This is a genomic window from Ruminococcus sp. AF20-12LB, assembly GCF_003478985.1.
In the GTDB taxonomy this organism is placed as follows: Bacteria; Bacillota; Clostridia; order Lachnospirales; family Lachnospiraceae; genus Blautia_A.
The window spans coordinates 26578-47166 of the sequence record NZ_QUGH01000007.1 but is presented as its reverse complement, the minus strand read 5'-3'; the positions used below and the strand labels follow the sequence as shown (position 1 = coordinate 47166).

Annotated in this window: 18 protein-coding genes; 2 read left to right on the top strand and 16 right to left on the bottom strand. The window is 47.0% G+C overall.

What is annotated here, in order from left to right:
- Positions 1-206: 206 nt before the first annotated feature.
- The 5 genes from DWX61_RS10270 to DWX61_RS18790 all read right to left on the bottom strand — a co-directional run bounded on the left by DWX61_RS10270 (position 207) and on the right by DWX61_RS18790 (position 6445).
- Positions 207-1613 carry a polysaccharide deacetylase family protein gene (locus DWX61_RS10270; protein WP_118607951.1) on the bottom strand — a complete coding sequence of 469 codons (1407 nt, stop codon included), beginning with the start codon at positions 1611-1613 and terminating at the stop codon, positions 207-209.
- Between the two features lie 227 nt (positions 1614-1840).
- Positions 1841-3175: a trigger factor gene (gene tig / locus DWX61_RS10265; protein WP_118607952.1), complete on the bottom strand. Its 1335-nt coding sequence runs from the start codon at positions 3173-3175 to the stop codon at positions 1841-1843.
- Positions 3176-3253: 78 nt separating this feature from the next.
- Positions 3254-4753: a polysaccharide deacetylase family protein gene (locus DWX61_RS10260; protein ID WP_021653067.1), complete on the bottom strand. Its 1500-nt coding sequence runs from the start codon at positions 4751-4753 to the stop codon at positions 3254-3256.
- Positions 4754-4806: 53 nt separating this feature from the next.
- Complete coding sequence (locus DWX61_RS10255; protein WP_330577113.1) at positions 4807-6291, bottom strand: polysaccharide deacetylase family protein; 1485 nt, start codon at positions 6289-6291, stop codon at positions 4807-4809.
- Positions 6242-6445: a hypothetical protein gene (locus tag DWX61_RS18790; protein WP_021653069.1), complete on the bottom strand. Its 204-nt coding sequence runs from the start codon at positions 6443-6445 to the stop codon at positions 6242-6244. The genes DWX61_RS10255 and DWX61_RS18790 overlap by 50 nt, the downstream gene beginning before the upstream one ends.
- A 94-nt stretch (positions 6446-6539) precedes the next feature.
- Between DWX61_RS18790 and DWX61_RS10250 the strand changes: the two genes are divergently transcribed.
- Positions 6540-6980, top strand: a complete 441-nt coding sequence (locus DWX61_RS10250) for a type IV pilin (RefSeq protein ID WP_021653070.1) — start codon at positions 6540-6542, stop codon at positions 6978-6980.
- Between the two features lie 99 nt (positions 6981-7079).
- Here DWX61_RS10250 and DWX61_RS10245 read toward each other — a convergent pair whose 3' ends face one another.
- The 9 genes from DWX61_RS10245 to DWX61_RS10205 form a co-directional block, all read right to left on the bottom strand.
- Entirely contained in the window at positions 7080-7526 is a 447-nt protein-coding gene (locus DWX61_RS10245; protein WP_021653071.1) for a YwiB family protein, read from the bottom strand.
- A gap of 32 nt (positions 7527-7558) precedes the next feature.
- Complete coding sequence (murI, locus tag DWX61_RS10240; protein WP_021653072.1) at positions 7559-8380, bottom strand: glutamate racemase; 822 nt, start codon at positions 8378-8380, stop codon at positions 7559-7561.
- Positions 8381-8436: 56 nt separating this feature from the next.
- Complete coding sequence (locus DWX61_RS10235; RefSeq protein ID WP_021653073.1) at positions 8437-8676, bottom strand: hypothetical protein; 240 nt, start codon at positions 8674-8676, stop codon at positions 8437-8439.
- Between the two features lie 105 nt (positions 8677-8781).
- Positions 8782-10467, bottom strand: coding sequence for a GerAB/ArcD/ProY family transporter (locus DWX61_RS10230; protein WP_118625304.1), 1686 nt, complete (start codon positions 10465-10467; stop codon positions 8782-8784).
- A gap of 5 nt (positions 10468-10472) precedes the next feature.
- Positions 10473-11969, bottom strand: coding sequence for a spore germination protein (locus DWX61_RS10225; RefSeq protein ID WP_110104073.1), 1497 nt, complete (start codon positions 11967-11969; stop codon positions 10473-10475).
- A 106-nt stretch (positions 11970-12075) separates the two neighbouring features.
- On the bottom strand, positions 12076-12777 hold the full coding sequence (locus tag DWX61_RS10220) for a GntR family transcriptional regulator (RefSeq protein ID WP_022427303.1): 702 nt from the start codon (positions 12775-12777) through the stop codon (positions 12076-12078).
- Entirely contained in the window at positions 12767-13648 is an 882-nt protein-coding gene (gene ispE, locus DWX61_RS10215) for a 4-(cytidine 5'-diphospho)-2-C-methyl-D-erythritol kinase (protein ID WP_015525345.1), read from the bottom strand. The genes DWX61_RS10220 and ispE overlap by 11 nt, the downstream gene beginning before the upstream one ends.
- Before the next feature lie 90 nt (positions 13649-13738).
- Positions 13739-15307: a DUF3794 and LysM peptidoglycan-binding domain-containing protein gene (locus DWX61_RS10210; protein WP_173723148.1), complete on the bottom strand. Its 1569-nt coding sequence runs from the start codon at positions 15305-15307 to the stop codon at positions 13739-13741.
- Between the two features lie 3 nt (positions 15308-15310).
- The gene (locus tag DWX61_RS10205) at positions 15311-15766 is read right to left on the bottom strand and encodes a protease complex subunit PrcB family protein (RefSeq protein WP_118625132.1); all 456 of its coding nucleotides are present in this window, start codon (positions 15764-15766) and stop codon (positions 15311-15313) included.
- Between the two features lie 146 nt (positions 15767-15912).
- On the opposite strand from DWX61_RS10205, the gene DWX61_RS10200 reads away from it, so the two are divergent.
- Positions 15913-16653: a lysophospholipid acyltransferase family protein gene (locus tag DWX61_RS10200; RefSeq protein ID WP_118625130.1), complete on the top strand. Its 741-nt coding sequence runs from the start codon at positions 15913-15915 to the stop codon at positions 16651-16653.
- 55 nt (positions 16654-16708) lie between these two features.
- Here the strand turns inward: DWX61_RS10200 and pflA are convergent, their stop codons facing one another.
- Both pflA and pflB read right to left on the bottom strand, forming a co-directional pair.
- Complete coding sequence (pflA, locus tag DWX61_RS10195; protein WP_015525340.1) at positions 16709-17458, bottom strand: pyruvate formate-lyase-activating protein; 750 nt, start codon at positions 17456-17458, stop codon at positions 16709-16711.
- A gap of 8 nt (positions 17459-17466) precedes the next feature.
- Positions 17467-19728, bottom strand: a complete 2262-nt coding sequence (pflB, locus tag DWX61_RS10190) for a formate C-acetyltransferase (protein ID WP_286188074.1) — start codon at positions 19726-19728, stop codon at positions 17467-17469.
- Between the last annotated feature and the right edge of the window lie 861 nt (positions 19729-20589).

The following is a 20589-nucleotide window of genomic DNA, read 5'->3' as shown; positions in this document are numbered from 1 at the left end:
AGGTACCTCCCTTTATAGTTCTGCCACCGTCCATTCCCCAATTTTAAGTGGAGTTTTTATTCTATAATTATACCAATCCCCATATTTTCAGTCAAGGAAAAACCCTCTCCGGCTAATATGTGTCTATTATCCGACAGTGTCAGATAAAGTCAAAAAAGAGACCTGAATGACGCACATTTTGTCATTCAGGTCTCTCCTGTCATTTTTTAATATTCTTCGCTTCCATCGTCATAAGATTCGTCGTAGGAACCATCATCATAGCTTCCATCATCGGAAGATCCATCCGAATAATCACTTTCGTCAGAACCATCGGAATAGTCCCCTTCATCGGAAGATCCGTCACTGACATCAGATCCGTCAGAAGAATCACTTCCATCGGAGCCATCCTCAGAGGAATCCTCTGAATCGCTGGAATTTCCTGCATATCCAGCAACACGACCAGCCTGAAGAGAGCTGTCCCAGAAGTCAGAATAGGAAGCACTCTGTAACGTAACATCCTTCGCTTCTGCAAGCTCGCTGACTGTTACAAGCTTATATCCCTGGTCGATCAGTGCCGGGATCAGCTTCTCTGTGGCACACTTCACAGATGGTTCATGAATATCATGCATCAGGATGATAGAACCATCTCCCAAGGAAGAATCATTCATGATCTGATTATAATCTGCATCCGCATCCATCAGCTTCCAGTCCAGAGAATCCGTAGACCACATGAAGAAAGGCTTGCCAACTGCACTCATCTGCTCATCTGTGATCGCGCCATACGGTGCACGACATACCGTTGATGCCTGCCCACAGGCTTTTACCAGTGCATCATCCGTCTTCTGGAACTCCTGCATAACAGAATCCAGATCCATATTCGGCAGCGTCTGTTCCGGATGATCCCAAGTATGGTTACCGATCTCGCAGCCAAGCTTTACCATTCGCTGTATGGTAGATTCACGGCCCTCCACATTCTGTCCCAGCATAAAGAACGTAACATGGATATTGTATTTCTCAACAGTATCAAGAAGTGTCTCTGTATACTCTCCAGGACCATCATCAAAGGTCAGAGCGATCATCGGGCGCTTCTTGGAAGGATCATAAGAGCCATCCTCATTAAAATAATAGTCCTTCACACCTTTCTCCACCCATCCGGTCTGCATGTATCCCTTTTTATCAAAGCTGTATGTTGTTCCGTCAATATCCGCAAAACCATTTACATAATATGTACCATCTGGATTCTGATACCACTTTCCTGTAGAATCCTCATGCCATCCCGGAGTCATAACAGAAAGCCTTTCGCCTGCTGCACTGCCCTTTACCGGCATCACCGTTGCATCCGTACCGGAATCCGCGCTGTCTGTATCCGAAGCAGCCGTATCCGTCGATGCCGTACCGTCCTTCGTACTGCTGTCTGTGGAAACTCCGGCGGTATTTGCCTGGACATTTACTGTCTCCGCATCCTTATTGCTTCCGCCGCCTGCATGGTTGACGATGGGAAGAATTACCCCTCGAACAACAAAAACCAGCAGAAGAATCGCCGCAACTACACAGGTTATCCGCTTCATCATCCGCCGCCGTCTTAACTGCTGCTGTTTTCTGCGCATCCTCTCACGCAAAACTCTTTTGTCCATTTTTTACATCCCCGTTTATATACTCATATCTTTCTTTGATATTTAATGTCTGTCTTTAATCATACCGCATTTAACGCTTAAATACAATGGAAATTCCCGAAAGAATCTCTTAATTTGTTACTGTTCACTCCGTTCTCAGTAATACACTTCGCGATGCACATGTAAAAAAAATGGTACCCGAAACACATTCCGGGCACCACACTTTTTTAGCTGCTGATACTGTCAGATCACTCCTGACCCGCTGCATCCTGATCCGCCTCGCCGTCTTCCGGCACCATATCTGTAGCCTCTGCCGCTTCCAGCTCTTCATCCACGGTACCTTCCGCACTGCTTCCGTCCGAGGAAGGATCATCTCCGTTTACTCCCTGGGTATCACCGGCAGAAACCTTCTCCTCAACTGTTGCATTGTCCAGGATAAAATCTTCCACTCTGAGAAGTCCGATGGATTCATCCACGGCTGCCTGTCCGTATTTATCTACCAGCGCAGCCAGATCCTTCACACTGTATGCTTTGATCAGTTCATCCTGGATACTGAGAGATTTTTTATCTTCAAGTGTCATATTCTCCGCATCCATGATTCCCTGTACGATCAGGTTCTGCTTTACTTTAAACTCCGCATACTGACCGCTCTGCTCCTCAAAATCATCCATGGAGATTCCCTGAGCTTTTACAAAATCCTCCAGCGTCATATCACCCTGTTTTGCATAATTCTCATACAGACTGCGAAACTCTGTCTTGGCTGTATCCAGATCCTCCTGTGGATATTCCTTCACTTCAGATGCTGAGAGCACTGTGTTCCATGCAGTTTCACGCAATGTGTTCTGTGCACTTGTCTTCGCTTCATCCTCCAGTGTGGTACGGATTTCCTTCTTGTAATCATCCACACTCTTGCAGTCTGTATTCTTGGCTACCCAGATATCGGTAAGCTCAGGTGCACGCTTAAAGCTCTGCAGAGTGACCTTAAATACCACTTCCTGTCCGGCCAGCTCTTCCGAAGAGTATTCCTTCGGGAAAGTCAGATCGAGATTCTTGGTCTCACCTTTTTTCATTCCGATGATCCCGTCCTCAAATCCGTCGATAAACGTTCCGGAGCCTATGGTCAGCTCATAATTATTTGCAGTACCGCCGTCAAAAGCCACTCCGTCTTTGGTTCCCACATAATTAATGGTAACCACATCTCCGTTCTGAACACTGCCTTCCGTTACTTCCTCAGCCTTGTTCTGAAGCTCTTCCTTGATCCTTCCGTCAACCATATCATCGGTTACGGCTTCTACTGTGTTATCAAGAGTCAGTCCCTTATATTCTCCGATGGTCACATATTTGCTCACATCATCCACGGAAACAAGCCTTGTATCTCCGGAGGCTGCCTCTTCGCTGTCTTTATTGGAATCCGTTTCTTCTGACTCTTTGGAATCTGCAGATCCGGAATCTTCTTTATCTGTTGTATCCTGCGCTTCTGCTGCAGGTTTTTTGTCATCTTTCTGGTCTGTTGATGTGCCACATGCAGTGATCGCCAGTGCCGCACACAGTGCAAGAACCATGAGATATGCTTTTTTCTTCATAACCTACTCCCTTCATCAAGTACTGTCGGTTCGATTATAATCTTTTTTTATACAGATTTGTAAAGTGTGTTTGCTGTCTTACATTTCCGGTACCGGTGTCGGTCTGGAAGAATCCCACACCTCCGATACATCAAACAGGTCACTGAGCATATCCGGATTGTAATACATTCTGTATCCATCCAGATTCCGTCTTCCCTGACGGAAATATTCACTTGTGATCTGCACAAAATACTGACTGGAATCTACATTGCAGAAATAGCGGTAGCCACGGCTTTTGTAATACTCATACTTCTCATTATCCGAGGTGTATCCTTCCCAATCGCCGATATCCGCACCAAAGGCAAAAATGATCATATCGGTTTTTCCGAGGATGGGTGCCACATATTTTTCCCATTTTTTATTATCGGTCTTCAACTCCGCTGCTGTGGAGCTTGTAGCGTTTCTGTGACCCCAGGTATGGCTTGCAAATTCCCACCCGTCCTTTTTCATGGCCTTCGCCACTTTTTTGGCTGCTTTTACTTCTTTATCATAGTCAAAATCCGGATTGGCCTTGAGAAAAGCCTTCTGGTCATCCTGAAGATTCTTCTTGGTCTTATATGCCCCATCTGTACGGTAGCCCAGAACACCATTATAACCGGTCATTGCCAGGATACCCTTTCTTCCATGATAGGAAAAATCCGGATGTTCTTTGATAAAGGAATCCAGGATCGGCACCACATCGTAATCTCCGGTCACAACTGTACCGTCTGCCTTCTTATACTCGCATTTGATATCTCCGTTGTCGTCGATCACCAGCTTTGTGGCAAATCCGTCTCCGTCCATATAATGATAGTAGCTGACGTCATCCTCTGAAAGAACAAAAGGAATCTTGCCTTCCGGCAGCATGATCTTTCCCCTGCTCATGGTTCCGTCATCATTGATCACAGCCATATCATGAGGACTCACCAGTACGTAACCCTTATCATACATGATCTGGAGCATTTTTTTGAACTCACTGACTGTGGTCATCATCTGATTATATCCGGCCTCATCGGAATCTCCGTCAAAGGCCAGTGAGGTATTCACGATCAGGGAATGAAAAAATACATGGGTGATATTCTCAAGTGGATATTCCACACAGGCATCTCTTTTTTTCATGTAGGCTGCTGCTGCTTCCTGCATCTTGTCACTAGTGGCAAATTTCCAGTTGTTTTTCAACACGGAGATCGCGCCGGTGTAATCATACTGCTGTGCCAGTTTTTTGGCTTTTTTGAGAAGTGTTTTTTCGTCTGAGGAAGTACTGTCGGAGCTGTTCTCGGCAGCTTCCCTTTTCTGTGTTTCTTTTTCTGCCTTTTTTTCTTCCTTCGGTGTCTCGGTAGCTGCCGGCTGGTCCTCCGGGTCCGCTGCTACTTTGGCTTCTTCGGACTGTTCTTCTTCGGCTTCTGCAGCTTCTGCTTCCGCTTCATCAGACTGTGTATCCTCGTCATCCTGTGTCCCGGAGATCATATTGTCCACCTGAACAGTGACCGGATGGTTTCCGCCCACAAGAAGTGACGCCGCAAGCACTGTTGTCAGTACACCTGCAATTTTTTTCTTCATAATAATATATATGCCCCTTTCTAAAAGTCCCCTCGTATCTCCGGATATGACCGTTACATCGGCGGTACCGGTGTCGGTCTTGCCGGATCAAAAACATCTTTTACGTCAAAAAGATCGGATAACAGTTCCGGGTTATAATACATACGGTATCCATCCAGATTCCGTCTTCCCTGACGGAAGTACCGATCCCGGATCTGTACATAATACTGGCTGGAATCCACGTTGCAGTAATAATTATATCCCTGCCCCTTCAGATATTCGAATTTATCCCCGGAATACTCCTGGTCATTGGTAATGTCGGTTCCAAAAGCAAAAATGATAACATCCGTTCCCCCGATCAGCGGATCTACATTTTTCTTGAAACGTTCGGTATCTGCCTGAAGCTTCTCCAGTGTGACCTGTCCCACATTCTGATGTCCCCAGGTATGGCTCGCAAATTCCCAGCCTTCTGCCTTCATGGCATCGGCAACCTTTTTTGCGGCTGCCCGTTCTTTTTCCAGGCTGAAATCCGGATGTGCATCCAGCCACTGTACTTTATTTTCATCCAGATCTGCCGGACGGGTCTCATAGCTTTCGTCGGTCCGGTATCCCAGGATCCCGTTGTATCCGGTAAGTGCCAGGATTCCTTTTGCACCGCGGTATGAGAAATCCGGATGCTTTTCCACAAAACGGTCGATCAGCGGAACCATGTCATAATCTCCCACGGAGACACTTCCGTCATCTTCCACATATTCATTGCGGATCTTTCCTTTATCATCCACGATCAGCTTCGTGGCATAGCCGTCACCGTCCATGTAATGATAATAGCATACATCATCCTGTGAGAGGACAAACGGCGTTTTCCCAGGCGGAAGAAGAATCTCTCCCTCTGTGATATTCCCGTTGTCGTCTGCCTTTGCCATGTCCTTGATGCTTACCATCACATAGCCCTTGTCATACATGGTCTGCGTGATCTTGTTAAACTCATCAATGGTTGTCATGACCTGATTATAATCTGCTTCTTTGTAGTCTCCGTCAAACGCTTTGGATGGATCCTTGATCAGAATATGATAAAAGACATGTGTCACCTTTTCAAGGGGCCATGCCGTACAGGTTGCTTTTATGTCTTCGTATTTTTTTGCAGCTGCCTGCATCTTCTTATCAGAATCATAGGACGGAGCCTTTTTCAGAAGATCGATAGCTTTGTCATAGTTATATTGACTGGCCAGAAGCTCTGCCTCTGCGAGAGTATCTTTGGAAGCGGTCTCTGTATTTTTAGTACCTGCTTCTAAAGCTTTTTCTCCGGAAACGGTCTGTTCTTTCTGTTTGTCAGAAGAAACCGTCTTCTCTTTTGAAGCCTTCTCACTTCTGCCCTTCAGCGCACCGACTCCTACTGATGCCCCGACTGCGACGATCATTGCCGCTGTTATGATGGCCAGACGCTTTCTGCGTTCCTTCAGCTGGCGCTTTCTGCGGCGTTTCAATACCTCTTTCCGCCATTCTTCGTACTCAGGAGTCCCCATTTCCGGTCGGGTTCCCCCGGGCTTTTTCTCTTTCATATAATATTTCCTCCATCTCTGGTTTATCCATTACATATGTTAGCTCAAAGATAGTTATGTCCTGTATTCTCTGCAGCATACACAGATGAACTGCATCGTAATCATTATAACTGGTAACTGCTGAAATTTCCACCGTTCCACCTGTCTTTTTCACTTTTTTAATTGCCTTTTTGATGAAACAATGCTAAAATGTTGTTTGCGTAATGTAACCGATTGCGAAACAAATATATATACAGGGGGATTCTCAAATGAGTACAGTTACCATCGTTCTTCTGGTCATCCTCGTTATTCTGATCGCAGCAGTGATCGCACTCTATTTCTTCGGAAAAAAAGCTCAGAAAAAACAGGACGAACAGCAGGCTCAGATCCAGGCTAACAAACAGACAGTTTCCATGCTGGTCATCGATAAAAAACGGATGCCGCTGAAAGATTCCGGACTTCCACAGATGGTCATCGACCAGACACCTAAGCTTATGCGCCGGTCCAAGCTTCCGATCGTAAAAGCCAAAGTTGGTCCGAAGATCAACATCCTTATTGCAGATGAAAAAGTTTTTGATCTGATCCCGGTCAAAAAAGAGATCAAAGCTGAAGTCAGCGGCCTTTACATCGTTGGCGTAAAAGGAATCCGTGGTTCTCTCGAAGCACCACAGAAGAAGAAAAAAGGCTTCCTCGCAAGATTCCGTAAATGATCAGAATCCAAAACAGCCGCCATGCTTTCAGGAATTCCCCTGATGCATGGCGGCTGTTCTTATGTAGTGTAATTATATATCTTTTATTTTCTGCAGGATCTATAAAACAAAATCCTTGCAGTCTCTTGGCTGTACCTGGATCGCCAGATAGCAGTCTGCCACATGTTCTTCATTCATATCCAGCGCATAATCTGCTTTGATCTGAAGGTTCTCTTCGCTTTCCGTCAGCTCCAGATTCGTAGCTGAGATTCCCATCTGAAGTGTTCCGTAAGGGGTAGTATAATAGGTCATGTTTTTTTTGCCCTGTTCAAATACCATGTGTACATTGACCAGTCCCTTCTTGCTGACTTCCAGACCCTTTCCGGATACTTTTATGTAATTGATGGTGGGCTCTGCTGTTTCATCCAGCAGTTCCTCATATCTGAGGTAATGAGAACCATTGCGGAAATAATACTGTCCCGGAACAATGATCTCTATAGGTTCCTGATCCCCCTGTGCATCCATCATCTGAAGCCCTCTTACATGGATCAAAACTTCTTTCTGCATTCTTTTCTCCTATCATTTATGTACAGATCTGTTTAATATTTTTCGATATCGATCTTCTGTGTTTTTTCTACGTTATACGGCAGGATGGAATTGGCAAAATCCTTAAACTTCTCTGCAAGATCACTTACATAAAAGCGATACGGGAATTCCTCCTGTGCTACCTCATTGCTGGCAAGATCCAGTCTGGAGAGTAACTTTTTAAGCTCCAGCGCCGTCTCATATGCAGGATTCACAAGGCAGACCTCCTCACCCATGATCTTGCGTATGGTAGATCTTAAAAGAGGATAGTGCGTACATCCGAGGATCAGTGTATCGATCTCCTGCTCCTGCAGCTCCTTCAGATATCTTCTGGCAACTTCCTCGGTGACCGGATCATGATACCAGCCCTCTTCTACCAGCGGAACAAACAGCGGGCACGCTTTTCCGATCACGGTGATCTCCGGATCCAGTTCCTTCAGATAAGAGGCATGGATACCGCTTCCTACCGTGCCCACCGTTCCGATAATGCCCACCCGTTTATTTCTGGTTTCCTGGGCAGCAACTTTGGCACCAGCCTCGATCACTCCAAGGATCGGGATATCCAGTTCATCCTTCACCGCATCCAGAGCAAATGCACTGGCTGTATTACAGGCCACCACAATGGCCTTCACCTTCTGTTCCTGCAGAAAATGAATGATCTGGCGGGAATAACGGATCACTGTTTCTCTGGATTTGCTTCCATAGGGAACTCTGGCTGTGTCTCCGAAATATACGATTTTTTCCGATGGGAGATTGCGCATGATCTCCCGGGCTACTGTCAGTCCTCCGATACCGGAATCAAACACACCCACCGGTGCGTTTCTGTCTATATTCATTGATCTTATCTCCTGAAATAATTAATCGAACGTGATTGGTCCGTTGAAATATTGTATCACCAATCCAGGGCTTGCGCAAGCCAGAAGGATATCTTCACCGGCTTATTTTCCCCGTTGTCCTCTGCTTTTTCAAAGCAGAATTCCGGGTAGATCGTTCCCCACCAGGCATAAAACTGTGGCTGCCGATCACCTGCAGTTCTTCTCTCCCAGGTACTCCCTGCAAGGATCACTGCCGTGAGCAAAAGGAACCCTCCTGCTTTTTTTAATACATGCTTCTTCATTTTTATATGCTCCATGAGCAAGCCCTCCTGTCAAAAATCTTCTGATGATCTTATCCAGAGATATACTGTACGATTTATCGTACTGATCATCATCTGTATTATTAACAGTCCGGCTCCCATCTATTCATTACTGCCGTAATCCACTTCCAGAAGCTCACCTTCCACCCATATCTCCGGAAGCCAGGGCAGCGTTCCATCCTGACAGAACTGATGATATACCTCCCGCAGAGTCACACCCTTCTTCTGCTGCCCGGATGTGCGGTTCTCCTGGATTCCCTGAAGGTATTCCCCTATGGAGCTTTCCCGGGCTCCCTTCCAGTGAAAAACATCTCCCAGCATATCCGTCCGGAACACGTAGACATCCTCTCCGATATGCTCTTCCTGCTTCAGATATCCGATCAGTGCTTCCCGGGATCCCTCTTCCAGAATCTGTTCATCCAGGATCAGCACTTCAAGATGACCCAGATCCAGAAATTTTTCCTGAGACCGGTTGTAAACTGCCTCGATCTCCTGAAAGTCCCGGCCGGAAAGAGTCAGCACAGAAATCGGATCTTCGTCCGGTTTTTCCTGTCCGGTAGCTGTACTCATATCCGGCATTGCATATTTCAGCACAAAGCCATTCTCTGAAACACCGGCCCCCAGTGCCAGCGGATAAGCTCTTTTTTCCGGTTCTACTGCCGCACAGCCTGATCCCGTCAAAGTGATGACCAGGACAAGTCCTGCCACAGTTACTTTTTTCTTCCGTCTTCCCCGGTTTTCCGTACTGAGAAAAAGCTGTATCACAATCAGAAACGGCACAAAGATGTACCCCAGATACCAGCCATAATACTCCCGGATCCCCATCCCGTTTCTCTCATACAGGGAAAGCAGCCAGCCTGCTGCCGGGATCCAGTACCGACCGGTCCCGAATCCGGTTTTTTCCGCGATCTGATTTCCGTAATGAAACAAACTTCCCAGAGAAAACAAAAGTCCGAATACCAGAAACCCCATCCATATCACATCAAATCTCGCCAGTACGTTTCCCGGAAGATCTGCACCCTCCAGAAGAGGCAGTACCGGACAGATCTCGTTTTTAAGGCGTGCACCACCAAAGACTGCCGGAAGAAGGAGCTGCATTCCAAAAATGATCCCGCAAACTGTAAGAAAAGCCAGGATCACAGGTTTTCTGGCACTTCCCTGTTTTTTTGCATACTCCAGCCCGAAGGGAAGAAGTCCTGCTCCTGAAAAAGCACACAAAAGTGTATACAAATCATGGAGCCATCGCTCTCCTGTAAATCCTGTTTCCGGATCTTTCATCACTTCCATAAAGTACTCTGTTTTTCCTTGCCCTGCACATAAAAGCATCAGAAGAAGGATCCCTGCCAGAAAAATCCTTCCGGACACCTCAGCGATCCGCCCTCTTCTCTGCATTCCGCGATGCGTTCCCAGACTACAGGCTGCAACTGCAAGAAGAGACAGCCATTTTCCGGAAATCCCGCTGATCAGACTTTCCGGGATCACCTCCCCCAGAAGGCCCGAAAGAAATGCCGAACTTGCGATCACATATACCAAAAAGAACAGGCCAATAAATCGTACAGTAAAACTTCCTGTCCTTTTGAAAAGCTCCCCATATGCAGGTGTCAGACGTATCAGCCAGATTACATAAAAAGAGAGCACTACGGCCGCAGCAGCTGTCCCTGCCATGGCACTGATGCCCAACATCGCTCCATTCTTAAACAGGCACAGCAGAAACGGCGCCGGAAACACCAGTATGATCTGACGAAAAAGCTGTCTGTGGGAAATCCTGTTATTCTCCGCAAATCTCATAGCCTTTATCCTTTCCGGCTCCATGGCCTTGTCCGAAGCCTGCGTTTCTGGGCATTTCTGGCATACAGCGGCCGGAATTTCCGCTTCCGGAAGGGCTGTCGCAAAATCCTTCCACCGGTTTCCGCCTCACTGTTCTTCTCTACAAAAGGTACCAGATATGGGACACCGAAGCTTAAAAGTCCTGCCAGATGCGCCATGGTGAGATACAGTCCCAACACGATTCCGAATATACCTAGAAATCCTCCCAGAAACAGAAAAACGTACTTCAGAAGCCGGAATGCAGAAGCAAATTCCTCATTAGGTATAGCCAGTGATCCCAGTGCTGTCAGTGCCACGATGATCACTACCACCGGGCTGACAAGATTGGCTTCCACCGCAGCCTGTCCGATGATCAGTCCTCCTACGATCCCAATGGCATTTCCAAGAGCTCCCGGGATCCGCACACCAGCCTCCCGTATCAACTCAAAAGACAGTTCCAGGAACACCAGCTCCACTACACTGGAAAATGGAACGCCCTCTCTTGCCTGTGCAAAGGAAAGGATCAGATTCGCCGGAAGGATCTGTGTATGAAACCGGATCACAGCCAGATAAAGTCCGGGGAGCAGCGTTGCCACAGCCATGGCCAGATACCGGAGCACCCGCAGGAAGGATGCCATCTCAAAACGATTGTACCAGTCTTCACTGCTTTCCATAAAACTGTTGAATGCTCCGGGAACCACCAGTGCCACCGGCGAATTGTCACAGAGCAGAACTGCTTTTCCATTCAGCAGCTCCTGGGCAGCCCGATCCGGCCGCTCCGTTGTCTGAAACTGAGGAAAGGGAGAATACCATGCTTCTTCTGTCAGCTGTTCCAGCATCCCGCTGTCCAGGATCCCGTCCACTGCAAAAGATTCCAGGCGCTCTTTCACAGCAGTCAGAAGCTCCTCATGGACCAGATCCTCCACATAAAGAAGCTGTACCACCGTATTGGAGCGTACACCGATGCTGCTCTGCTCCACCTTCAGCCTGGTATCACGGATCCGCTTTCTCACAAGGGCCGCATTGGTTTTTACACTGTCACAGAACCCCTCCTTGGAGCCTCTGAGGACCTTTTCCGTTTTCACCTCTGATACAGCCAGCCCCGGATATCCTTTACTGGAAATTTTCATTGCTTTGTCGTATCCATCCAGAAAGAAAACTGCATTTCCCGAAAGAATGGCACCAAATACCTCCTCCATGGAAGACAGCTCCTTCACATCTGCAATTCCAAGACTGTTTCGGCGGATAAATTCCCGGATCTTTTCCTCCGGGATCTCCCAGAAATGATTGATCATTTTTCCGATAGCAGAATCATCCAGCATCATGTTTGAAACCGCAACCTCAATATAGACCATCAGACAGTCCGCCTTATGTCCCTCACCAAGGCGCATGGGCCTGATCAGGATATCATCGCAGTTTTCACACCGTTTCCGGATATACGATTCATTTTCATGAAGAGATATCGATATCTTCCTTGTTTCCATAAAGCCACCATCCTTTATGCAGTCAGACGGATAAAAGCATCCGCATTCGGTTAAAAAAAGAGATGCCCCAATGACATCTCTCTTAATATTCCCGCATATCCGGTTCTTATTCTTTTTTCTCGGCCTCTTTGGCCTCATTCTCCGCGCGGATAGTACGGATGATCGCTTTTCGTTGATTCTCCAGATGATGGAAAGAAATATCCTGCGCCTTTTGCACATCTCCTTCACGGATGGCTTTTACCAGCTCTTCATGCTCACTAACCAGAAGATTTCTTGTCTGCTCCTCCTTCAGATACTCTACACGATAACGATACATCTGCTCACGGAGATTATTCAGGACCTGATTCAGACGCTTATTATCAGAAGCCTGATATATGATCTCGTGGAAAGCCACATCGGTTTCCGCCAGACGGACCAGATTTCCCTCTGCTTTTGTTTTTTCAAATTCCTTGGCTGCCACCCAGAGCCTTCCCAGCTCATCCTCTGTGATCAGCTTGCACGCTTTTTCTATGGCAACATTTTCGAGGGCGATACGCACCTCCAGAACATCGTTCAGATCCTTTTCTGTGATGCTGGCTACCTGTGCACCTCTGCGTGGGATCATCACTACAAGACCTTCCTGCTCCAGCTTGCGCATAGCCTCACGCACCGGTGTTCTGCTCACGCCAAGACGCTCTGCAAGGGCGATCTCCAGAAGTCTTTCGCCCGGCTTCAGCTCTCCCTTCAGGATTGCCTGCCGCAAGGTGTTAAAAACAACATCCCGAAGCGGCAGATATTCATTCATATCCACAGAAAAATCACTTGTCATTTGTAACTCCTCCATCTCTATTGTAAATATCCGTGGCAAATACAGTCTTTGCAAGCCCGCTCTTTCTGAGGCTTCTGGCTGCCGCGGCCATCTTATCCCTATTATCAAAGATTCCAAACACAGTAGGACCGCTTCCGCTCATCACAGCTTTCAGCGCACCTTTTTCTTCCATAAGGTTCTTGATATTGCCGATCACAGGATACTGTCGGATGATCCCCGGTTCAAATACATTCTCCATTCTGGATGCCATGGCATACAGATCATTATTTCTGATAGCTCCGATGAGTCCATCGATATCCGGATGTTTGCCGATCCCTTCCAGATTCAGATTCTCATAGGCTGTTTTTGTGGAAACATTGATTCCCGGTTTTCCTATCAGAACATAACATTTCGGAACTTCCGGAAGTCTGGTCAGCTTCTCTCCGATTCCCTCCGCAAGAGCTGTTCCCCGCATGATACAATACGGAACATCTGCTCCGACCTTTACTGCACGTTCCATCAGCTGTTCTTCGGTAAGCCCTAAATGGAACATCCGGTTCACACCCACAAATGCGGCCGCTGCATCGGAGCTGCCTCCTGCCATGCCTGCTGCCACCGGGATAAATTTACGAAGCTTGATGGAAAGTCCCTCTTCAACATCGAACTCCTCCATCAGCATCTGTGCTGCCTTATATACAAGATTTCTCTGATCTGTAGGAATAAACGGAAGATTGGTCGTCAGTACGATCCCCGGCCGTCTGGTCTTTCTGATATCCAGGATATCATACATACGGATGGTCTGCATGATCATGCGTACCTCATGATAACCGTCCTCTCTCTTTCCCAGAACATCAAGTCCGAGATTGATCTTTGCCATTGCTTTTAAACGCATAAGCCCCTCCATTTGTACTTTGTATACAGTATTTATACATGTATTTTATATGATTTTTACATTCTTTTCAACAGCAAAATATTCCACTTTTTATTTGATCTGACCTTCCACTTTTTTTACAACAAGAAGCGGAGTTCCCGGAGAGGGTTCCTGATTTTCCTTGAGAGCATTGATCGTCCGGATCTCCTGGATAGATGTGTGATATTTCCTTGCGATATCCCACAATTCATCTCCCGGTTTTACCATATAAACCAGGATTCCCGGCATAGCCTGGAGTTTTTTCATATCCAGTGGTTTTTCCTCTACTTTCTCAATGATAAATACCGGTTCTCTGGCAACTGCCAGAAGCTCCAGTCCTACAGTTGCCCGGATCTCGATCTCATTTCCATCTGCCATGGCTGCGGAAAGCTGCTCCAGCTTTGCTTTTAACTGATAACAGCTGTCCTGTCGGATCCCTCTTGCTTCCACCATATGGGAAAACGGTATCATTGCCTCCATGGAATAAAACGGCATATCATCATTTCCAATAATGTACAGGATCTTCAGCATGACCACGCCATCTGCCTGCACACCGTTCTCTACGATCCTGGTCTTATCGATCTTCACTTTTCCCTGACTGTGACACAGCTGGAGGACTTTTCCCTGAGTCTCCTTTACCTGGATTCTGTCACTGATCCTGCATCTGGAAAAATTACGTACCAGAAGCCGTTCCAGTACCTCATTCTTTCCTTCCGGAACACATTCACGGATCGGTGTATACACATCGGTAATAAGATCATATTCCTCTTCCCTGAAAAATTTCATATCCAGCTCCAGCACAACATCCGAAACAAGGATCCGTTCTTCCCCATCGACATCCGGTTTGGCCTCCAGGCTCTGATGCATCACCGAAGCTTCGATCAGCGGGATCAGCTCCTCCGTGCAGTCCGGACATTCCACTTCTCCGGAAAAAGGCAGCGAATATTCCAGCCACTGCACCGGGGCTTCTGTATCTTCAGCTCCGTACAGCACAAAAACGGACAGCTCTCCCCTTGCCTTTACCACATTTTCCTCCGGCTTCAGATCCAGCCCACGTACATCCATAGTATACCAGATCAGGCTGGCGATATCCGGACGATTGGAGGCAATGGTATACTCATCCTTGATCCGGAGTGTATCTTTTTTATGTACGGTAAGTCCCAGAAAACGGACTGTTTTTTTTCTGACGGATACCTCTTCTGCATCCAGCGCCACCGGCAGGCGGATCTGTTCTGTTTCATCCACAGTCGCACAAAAAGTTACCAAAGCTTTGATATTAAGCTTTCTGGAATGGATCAGGCGGATCGTAAGATCTTCAATTTCCCACTTCAGACACATTTTATCCCCGTTTATGATATCCTTCAGGTTCAAGGTTTCCTCAAATGGAAGTTTTGCAGTAAGACTGCTGACGATTCCTCTTTCTTCCCCCACATAAAGGATATCTACCTGCAGATTTCCCGTAAGAATACCTTTCCCGTCAGTAAGACGGACATCATCCATAATGATCCTGCCCTTATTCTGGATCAGTCTTCCTGCATCCGGTTTTGCATCCGGTACATTAAAATCCTCATCAAAAGTGATCTGACTTTTTGCCCTGCTTTTTTCCTTTAATATCTGCATGCTTTCTTTTTTTAATTCCACAGTCTATTCCCCTTTCTCCGACTCTTTGTTCACCGGACTGCTGCTTTCCCGGAACGTTACCGGCTTTTCCTGTTTCCGGGTTTTTATCACAATGCAGGGATAGGACGGAACTCCTGCCTCCTTAAGATCCTCCGGTCCAAGAAGTTTTGTAACAAAAAATATCCCATTCGAGGATTCTCCAAGCTCCTCTACCTGAATGCTGTATCCGCCACTCATTTGCCGCCCGTACCCTTTGGCCAGATAAAGATCCTCTCCGGTTTCATAACTCAGCTGAAATTCCTTTTCCTTTTTTTCTTCCATAAGCCTGGAAAGCTCCTCCGGGATATCCCGGCGTTCCACAACGATGTAATCTACCGGTTTTCGTTCTTCTTCCTCCACCCGGACAAATCGACACCCGGAAAGCAGCAGTGCCAGCACGGCAGCTGTCAGCACGATCCGCAGAAATACTGCTTTTTTCATAATATAAGCCACCTGCATTATTCAGTATTTATTCTATGTGAGCAGGGAAAGATTTATTGCAACTATCGGATTTTCTTCGTATAATATAAAATACCATCTTACTGCGGAACTCTCCGCAAGTATCTATAACAGAAAGGACAAAAGACATGATTCGATTCATACTTGTCTGTATCGTGGTGATCGCCTATCTGGTGCTGACCATTCCGGTTCTCCTTGTAGAATGGATCATCGGGAAATTTTCTCCCATGACTAAGGATATCAGCTCTCTGCGCATGGTACAGGCCATATTCAAATTCATCCTGTGGATCACAGGCGCCAAAGTCACCGTCATCGGCGAAGAAAACGTTCCAAAGGATCAGGCTGTTCTCTATGTAGCAAACCACCGGAGCTATTTCGACATCCTGCTCACCTACAGCCGCTGTCCGATCCGCACCGGCTATGTTGCCAAGAAGGAAATGGAGCATTATCCGCTGCTCTCCAACTGGATGCGCAATCTCTACTGTCTCTTTCTCGACAGAGAGGATATCAAGCAGGGTCTGAAAACGATTCTTCAGGCCGCAGACTATGTGAAATCCGGCATTTCCGTATGTATCTTCCCGGAAGGAACCAGAAATAAGAATGCTGATGAAACAGAAATGCTGCCTTTCCATGACGGCAGCTTCAAGATCGCAGCCAGAGCCAAAAGCCCGATCATTCCTATTGCGATCAGCAACTCTGCCAATATCTGGGAGGCCAATTTCCCGAAGATGACACCTACACACGTAGTGATCGAATATGGCAAGCCTATCATTCCTTCAGAGCTTGACCGGGATACTCAGCGCCACTTAGGTTCCTATACACAGGATATCATCAAAGAAATGCTGATCAAAAACAAAGAACTGGTGTAAACATCAAAAAAACCATATCTATGTCTGTTTTTCGACATAAGATATGGTTTTTTTATTACTGTGTACCTGCTCCCAGGATTTTTTCCGCATTTTCGATACGTTCTTTCGTTGGCGGATTGATTCCCTTCAGCGGATAATCAATATGCAGATTTTCCCATTTAAAGGTTCCGAGTGTGTGATATGGAAGAACCTCCACTCTCTCAACTGTCTTCAGTGTTGCAATAAAGTCAGCCAGCCGGTGGAGATAGTCATCCCGGTCATTGCGTTCCGGAACCAGTACGTGACGGATCCACATGGATACGCCCATATCGGAAAGCTTCCGGGCCATGGCAAGGATATTTTTATTGGTACATCCTGTGAGGATCTTATGCTGTTCCTCATCAATGTGCTTGATATCCAGCATGACAAGATCTGTGTACTTCATCAGCTCTTCCCATTTTTCATACCACGGACCCTCTTCTGTGTAAGGGTTGCCGCTGGTATCAAGTGTTGTGTGGATCCCAAGTTTTTTTGCTTTTCTGAACAGCTCAGTGAGGAAATCGATCTGTAACAGTGGCTCGCCTCCACTCACAGTAATACCGCCCTTACTTCCCCAGTAAGAGCGGTATCGGCAGGCTTTTTCAAGCAGCTCATCTGCTGTGTACTCCGTCCCTGTTTTCATTTGCCAGGTGTCCGGATTGTGACAGAACTGACAGCGCATGGCGCAGCCGCTCAAAAAGATCACATACCGGACTCCTGGTCCGTCAACAGAGCCGAAGCTCTCCAGTGAGTGGACGTAGCCAGTGATTTTTTTCTGGTCGTCCATATTTTTTGTTACATCCTTTCGTGGCAGGTTCTTGCGATAACGTCAAGCTGCTGCTCTCTTGTAAGGTCGATGAACTTAACAGCGTATCCGGAAACACGGATCGTGAAGTTTGCATACTCCTCTTTTTCCGGATGCTCCATAGCATCGATAAGTTTCTCTTTACCGAATACGTTTACATTGAGGTGATGTGCACCACGGTCAAAGTATCCGTCAAGTACATTTACAAGATTCTCTGTACGCTCTTCCTCAGAATGGCCAAGTGCATCCGGGTTGATCGTCTGAGTATTGGAGATTCCGTCAAGGGCATCCTCATAGTCAAGCTTTGCAACAGAGTTCAGGGAAGCAAGAAGTCCGTTCTGCTCTGCGCCGTAAGACGGGTTTGCTCCCGGTGCCAGAGACTCGCCAGCTTTTCTTCCGTCCGGAAGAGATCCTGTAGCTTTACCATAAACAACGTTGGATGTGATGGTAAGGATGGATGTGGTTGGCTTGGAATCACGATAGGTATGGATGTGTTTCAGCTTCTCAAGGAATGTGGAAAGCAGAGTTGTTGCGATCTCGTCTGCTCTGTCATCATCGTTACCATAACGTGGGAAGTCACCCTCAACCTGGAAGTCTGTTGTGATTCCGTCCTCGTCACGGATTGCTTTTACTTTTGCATATTTGATAGCGGAAAGGGAATCTACTACGTGTGAGAATCCGGCGATACCTGTTGCGAAGGAACGGTCAACCTTTGTATCGATAAGTGCCATCTCAGCTGCCTCATAGTAGTATTTATCATGCATGTAGTGGATCATGTTCAGTGTTCCAACATACAGATGTGCAAGCCAGTCCATCATCTGATCATATTTTGCGATTACTTCGTCATAGTCAAGGTACTCGGAAGTGATCGGCTGATACTGAGGTCCTACCTGCTGTTTTGTCTTCTCATCAACACCGCCGTTGATCGCGTAAAGAAGGCATTTTGCAAGGTTTGCACGAGCACCGAAGAACTGCATCTCTTTACCTGTCTCTGTAGCAGATACACAGCAGCAGATGCTGTAGTCATCGCCCCATACCGGACGCATAACATCATCGTTCTCATACTGGATGGAACTTGTTGTAACAGAGATGTCTGCTGCATATTTCTTGAAGTTCTCAGGCAGTCTTGAAGAGTAGAGAACTGTAAGGTTCGGCTCCGGAGCCGGTCCCATATCCTCAAGTGTATGAAGGAAACGATAGTCGTTCTTTGTTACCATGGAACGTCCGTCCTGTCCCATACCTGCTACTTCCAGAGTTGCCCATACCGGGTCACCGGAGAAGAGCTGGTTGTAAGACGGGATACGAGCGAATTTAACCATACGGAATTTCATTACGATATGGTCAACAAGCTCCTGTGCCTCTTTCTCTGTAAGAGTTCCGTTCTCAAGGTCTCTCTCAATATAGATATCAAGGAATGTGGAGATACGTCCAACACTCATTGCAGCTCCGTTCTGAGTTTTGATCGCTGCAAGATATCCGAAGTACAGCCACTGGAATGCTTCCTTTGCATTCTTAGCCGGCTGGGAAATATCAAAGCCATAGATCTGAGCCATTTCTTTCATCTTCTTCAGAGCACGGATCTGATCTGCGATCTCCTCACGAAGCTGGAAGTCATAACGTCTCATACCCTGACGGTCGCATGCTGCGAAATCTTTCTCTTTACCTGCGATCAGATGATCGATTCCGTAAAGAGCAACTCGTCTGTAATCACCTACGATACGTCCACGTCCGTAAGTATCCGGAAGTCCTGTAAGGATCTTGTTGTGACGTGCTCTCTTCATCTCCGGTGTGTAGATATCGAATACACCCTGGTTGTGTGTTTTGAACTCATAGTTGTTGAAAACATCTTTGATTTTGTCGCTTACATGGTATCCATAAGTCTCACATGCCTGCTCTGCCATTTTGATTCCGCCGTATGGCATGAAAGCACGTTTCAGAGGTTTGTCTGTCTGAAGACCTACAACCTGCTCCAGGTCTTTGAGTTCCTCATCGATATATCCAGGACCGTATGCTGTAATTCCTGTTACTACCTCTGTCTCCATATCAAGAACGCCGCCTTTAGCACGCTCTTCTTTCTGAAGCTCCTGAAGCTTGCCCCAGAGTTTATCTGTTGCCTCTGTTGGTGCTTCCAGGAAGGAAGCATCTCCATCATATGGTGTATAGTTCATACTGATGAAATTACGAACATCGATCTTCTCTTTCCAACGATCACCCTTAAAACCATTCCACTGTTCAAAATCAACTTTTGCCAATTTGTTACACATCCTTTCCTGTTGTCTCAATATTTCGTTCACCGCCCGCGCAGTTAGTAATATATAACATTTCTCATGACGACCATAAGATAACAGATTCCGAATTTAAAGTCAACAGCTTGGAAGTATGTTCTTTATAATATACATGTAATTGTATTATTGATAAAAATAATGAGAAAATTGTACCAGATATTGTACAATGTCGGGCGTCTGACGGACGCTCCTGGGCGGAGAGCCTGTGTCTTCTGACGGATAGTTTCTTTCCAGGGGGGGGACACTTTGGCAGTGAAGCTCTTTCCCTTTCGGGGGGACACTTTGGCGTGGGCAGGTTTGCGAGGGGGAAAGGCGCTCGGAGTTACGAAGCCCGCTTTTCCCCCTCGCGCTCCCCCTTTCCGGGCACGTCGCCGTTCTGCGCTGTGGTATGGGGTAGTGTATTGGTAAATGCCTGTATGCTGCTGTATTGGTGGCGTCAGGCTAAGCCGATTTTTTTGTTCCGCCGGACGGAAGGCGGTCTGCGCAGCAGACCTGTTCCTGGTGGTTGTTGTATTGCTGGCGCTAATATCTGCTCCTGCCTGTTGTTCTATTGCTGGCGCTAATATCTGCTCCTGCCTGCTGTATTGCTGGTGCTGACCTGCTCCTGCCTGTTGTTCTATTGCCGGCGCTGACCTGCTTCTGCCTGTCGCTGTATTGACGACGCTCACTTACTCCCGTCTATTGTCACATCACTGGCATAAACCTACTTCCGCCTGTCGCTGTATTGCCGGCGCTCACCTGCCTCCGTCTTCCGTCTATTGTCGCATCACTGGCATAAACCCGCTCCCATTAACAACAGGGAACAGGCCCGCTGCGCGGGCCGCTTTC

Excerpts from the sequence above, each read along its gene's own strand:
- murI (WP_021653072.1), bottom strand. The coding sequence starts at position 8,380 with ATGAATATAGACAGAAACGCACCGGTGGGTGTGTTTGATTCCGGTATC.
- DWX61_RS10260 (WP_021653067.1), bottom strand. The coding sequence starts at position 4,753 with ATGAAGAAAAAAATTGCAGGTGTACTGACAACAGTGCTTGCGGCGTCA.
- DWX61_RS10200 (WP_118625130.1), top strand. The coding sequence starts at position 15,913 with ATGATTCGATTCATACTTGTCTGTATCGTGGTGATCGCCTATCTGGTG.
- DWX61_RS10270 (WP_118607951.1), bottom strand. The coding sequence starts at position 1,613 with ATGGACAAAAGAGTTTTGCGTGAGAGGATGCGCAGAAAACAGCAGCAG.
- DWX61_RS10245 (WP_021653071.1), bottom strand. The coding sequence starts at position 7,526 with ATGCAGAAAGAAGTTTTGATCCATGTAAGAGGGCTTCAGATGATGGAT.
- DWX61_RS10230 (WP_118625304.1), bottom strand. The coding sequence starts at position 10,467 with ATGAGATTTGCGGAGAATAACAGGATTTCCCACAGACAGCTTTTTCGT.
- ispE (WP_015525345.1), bottom strand. The coding sequence starts at position 13,648 with ATGCGTTTAAAAGCAATGGCAAAGATCAATCTCGGACTTGATGTTCTG.
- DWX61_RS10205 (WP_118625132.1), bottom strand. The coding sequence starts at position 15,766 with ATGAAAAAAGCAGTATTTCTGCGGATCGTGCTGACAGCTGCCGTGCTG.
- pflA (WP_015525340.1), bottom strand. The coding sequence starts at position 17,458 with ATGGACGACCAGAAAAAAATCACTGGCTACGTCCACTCACTGGAGAGC.
- DWX61_RS10220 (WP_022427303.1), bottom strand. The coding sequence starts at position 12,777 with ATGACAAGTGATTTTTCTGTGGATATGAATGAATATCTGCCGCTTCGG.
- tig (WP_118607952.1), bottom strand. The coding sequence starts at position 3,175 with ATGAAGAAAAAAGCATATCTCATGGTTCTTGCACTGTGTGCGGCACTG.
- DWX61_RS10235 (WP_021653073.1), bottom strand. The coding sequence starts at position 8,676 with ATGGAGCATATAAAAATGAAGAAGCATGTATTAAAAAAAGCAGGAGGG.
- DWX61_RS10225 (WP_110104073.1), bottom strand. The coding sequence starts at position 11,969 with ATGGAAACAAGGAAGATATCGATATCTCTTCATGAAAATGAATCGTAT.
- DWX61_RS10255 (WP_330577113.1), bottom strand. The coding sequence starts at position 6,291 with ATGAAAGAGAAAAAGCCCGGGGGAACCCGACCGGAAATGGGGACTCCT.
- DWX61_RS10250 (WP_021653070.1), top strand. The coding sequence starts at position 6,540 with ATGAGTACAGTTACCATCGTTCTTCTGGTCATCCTCGTTATTCTGATC.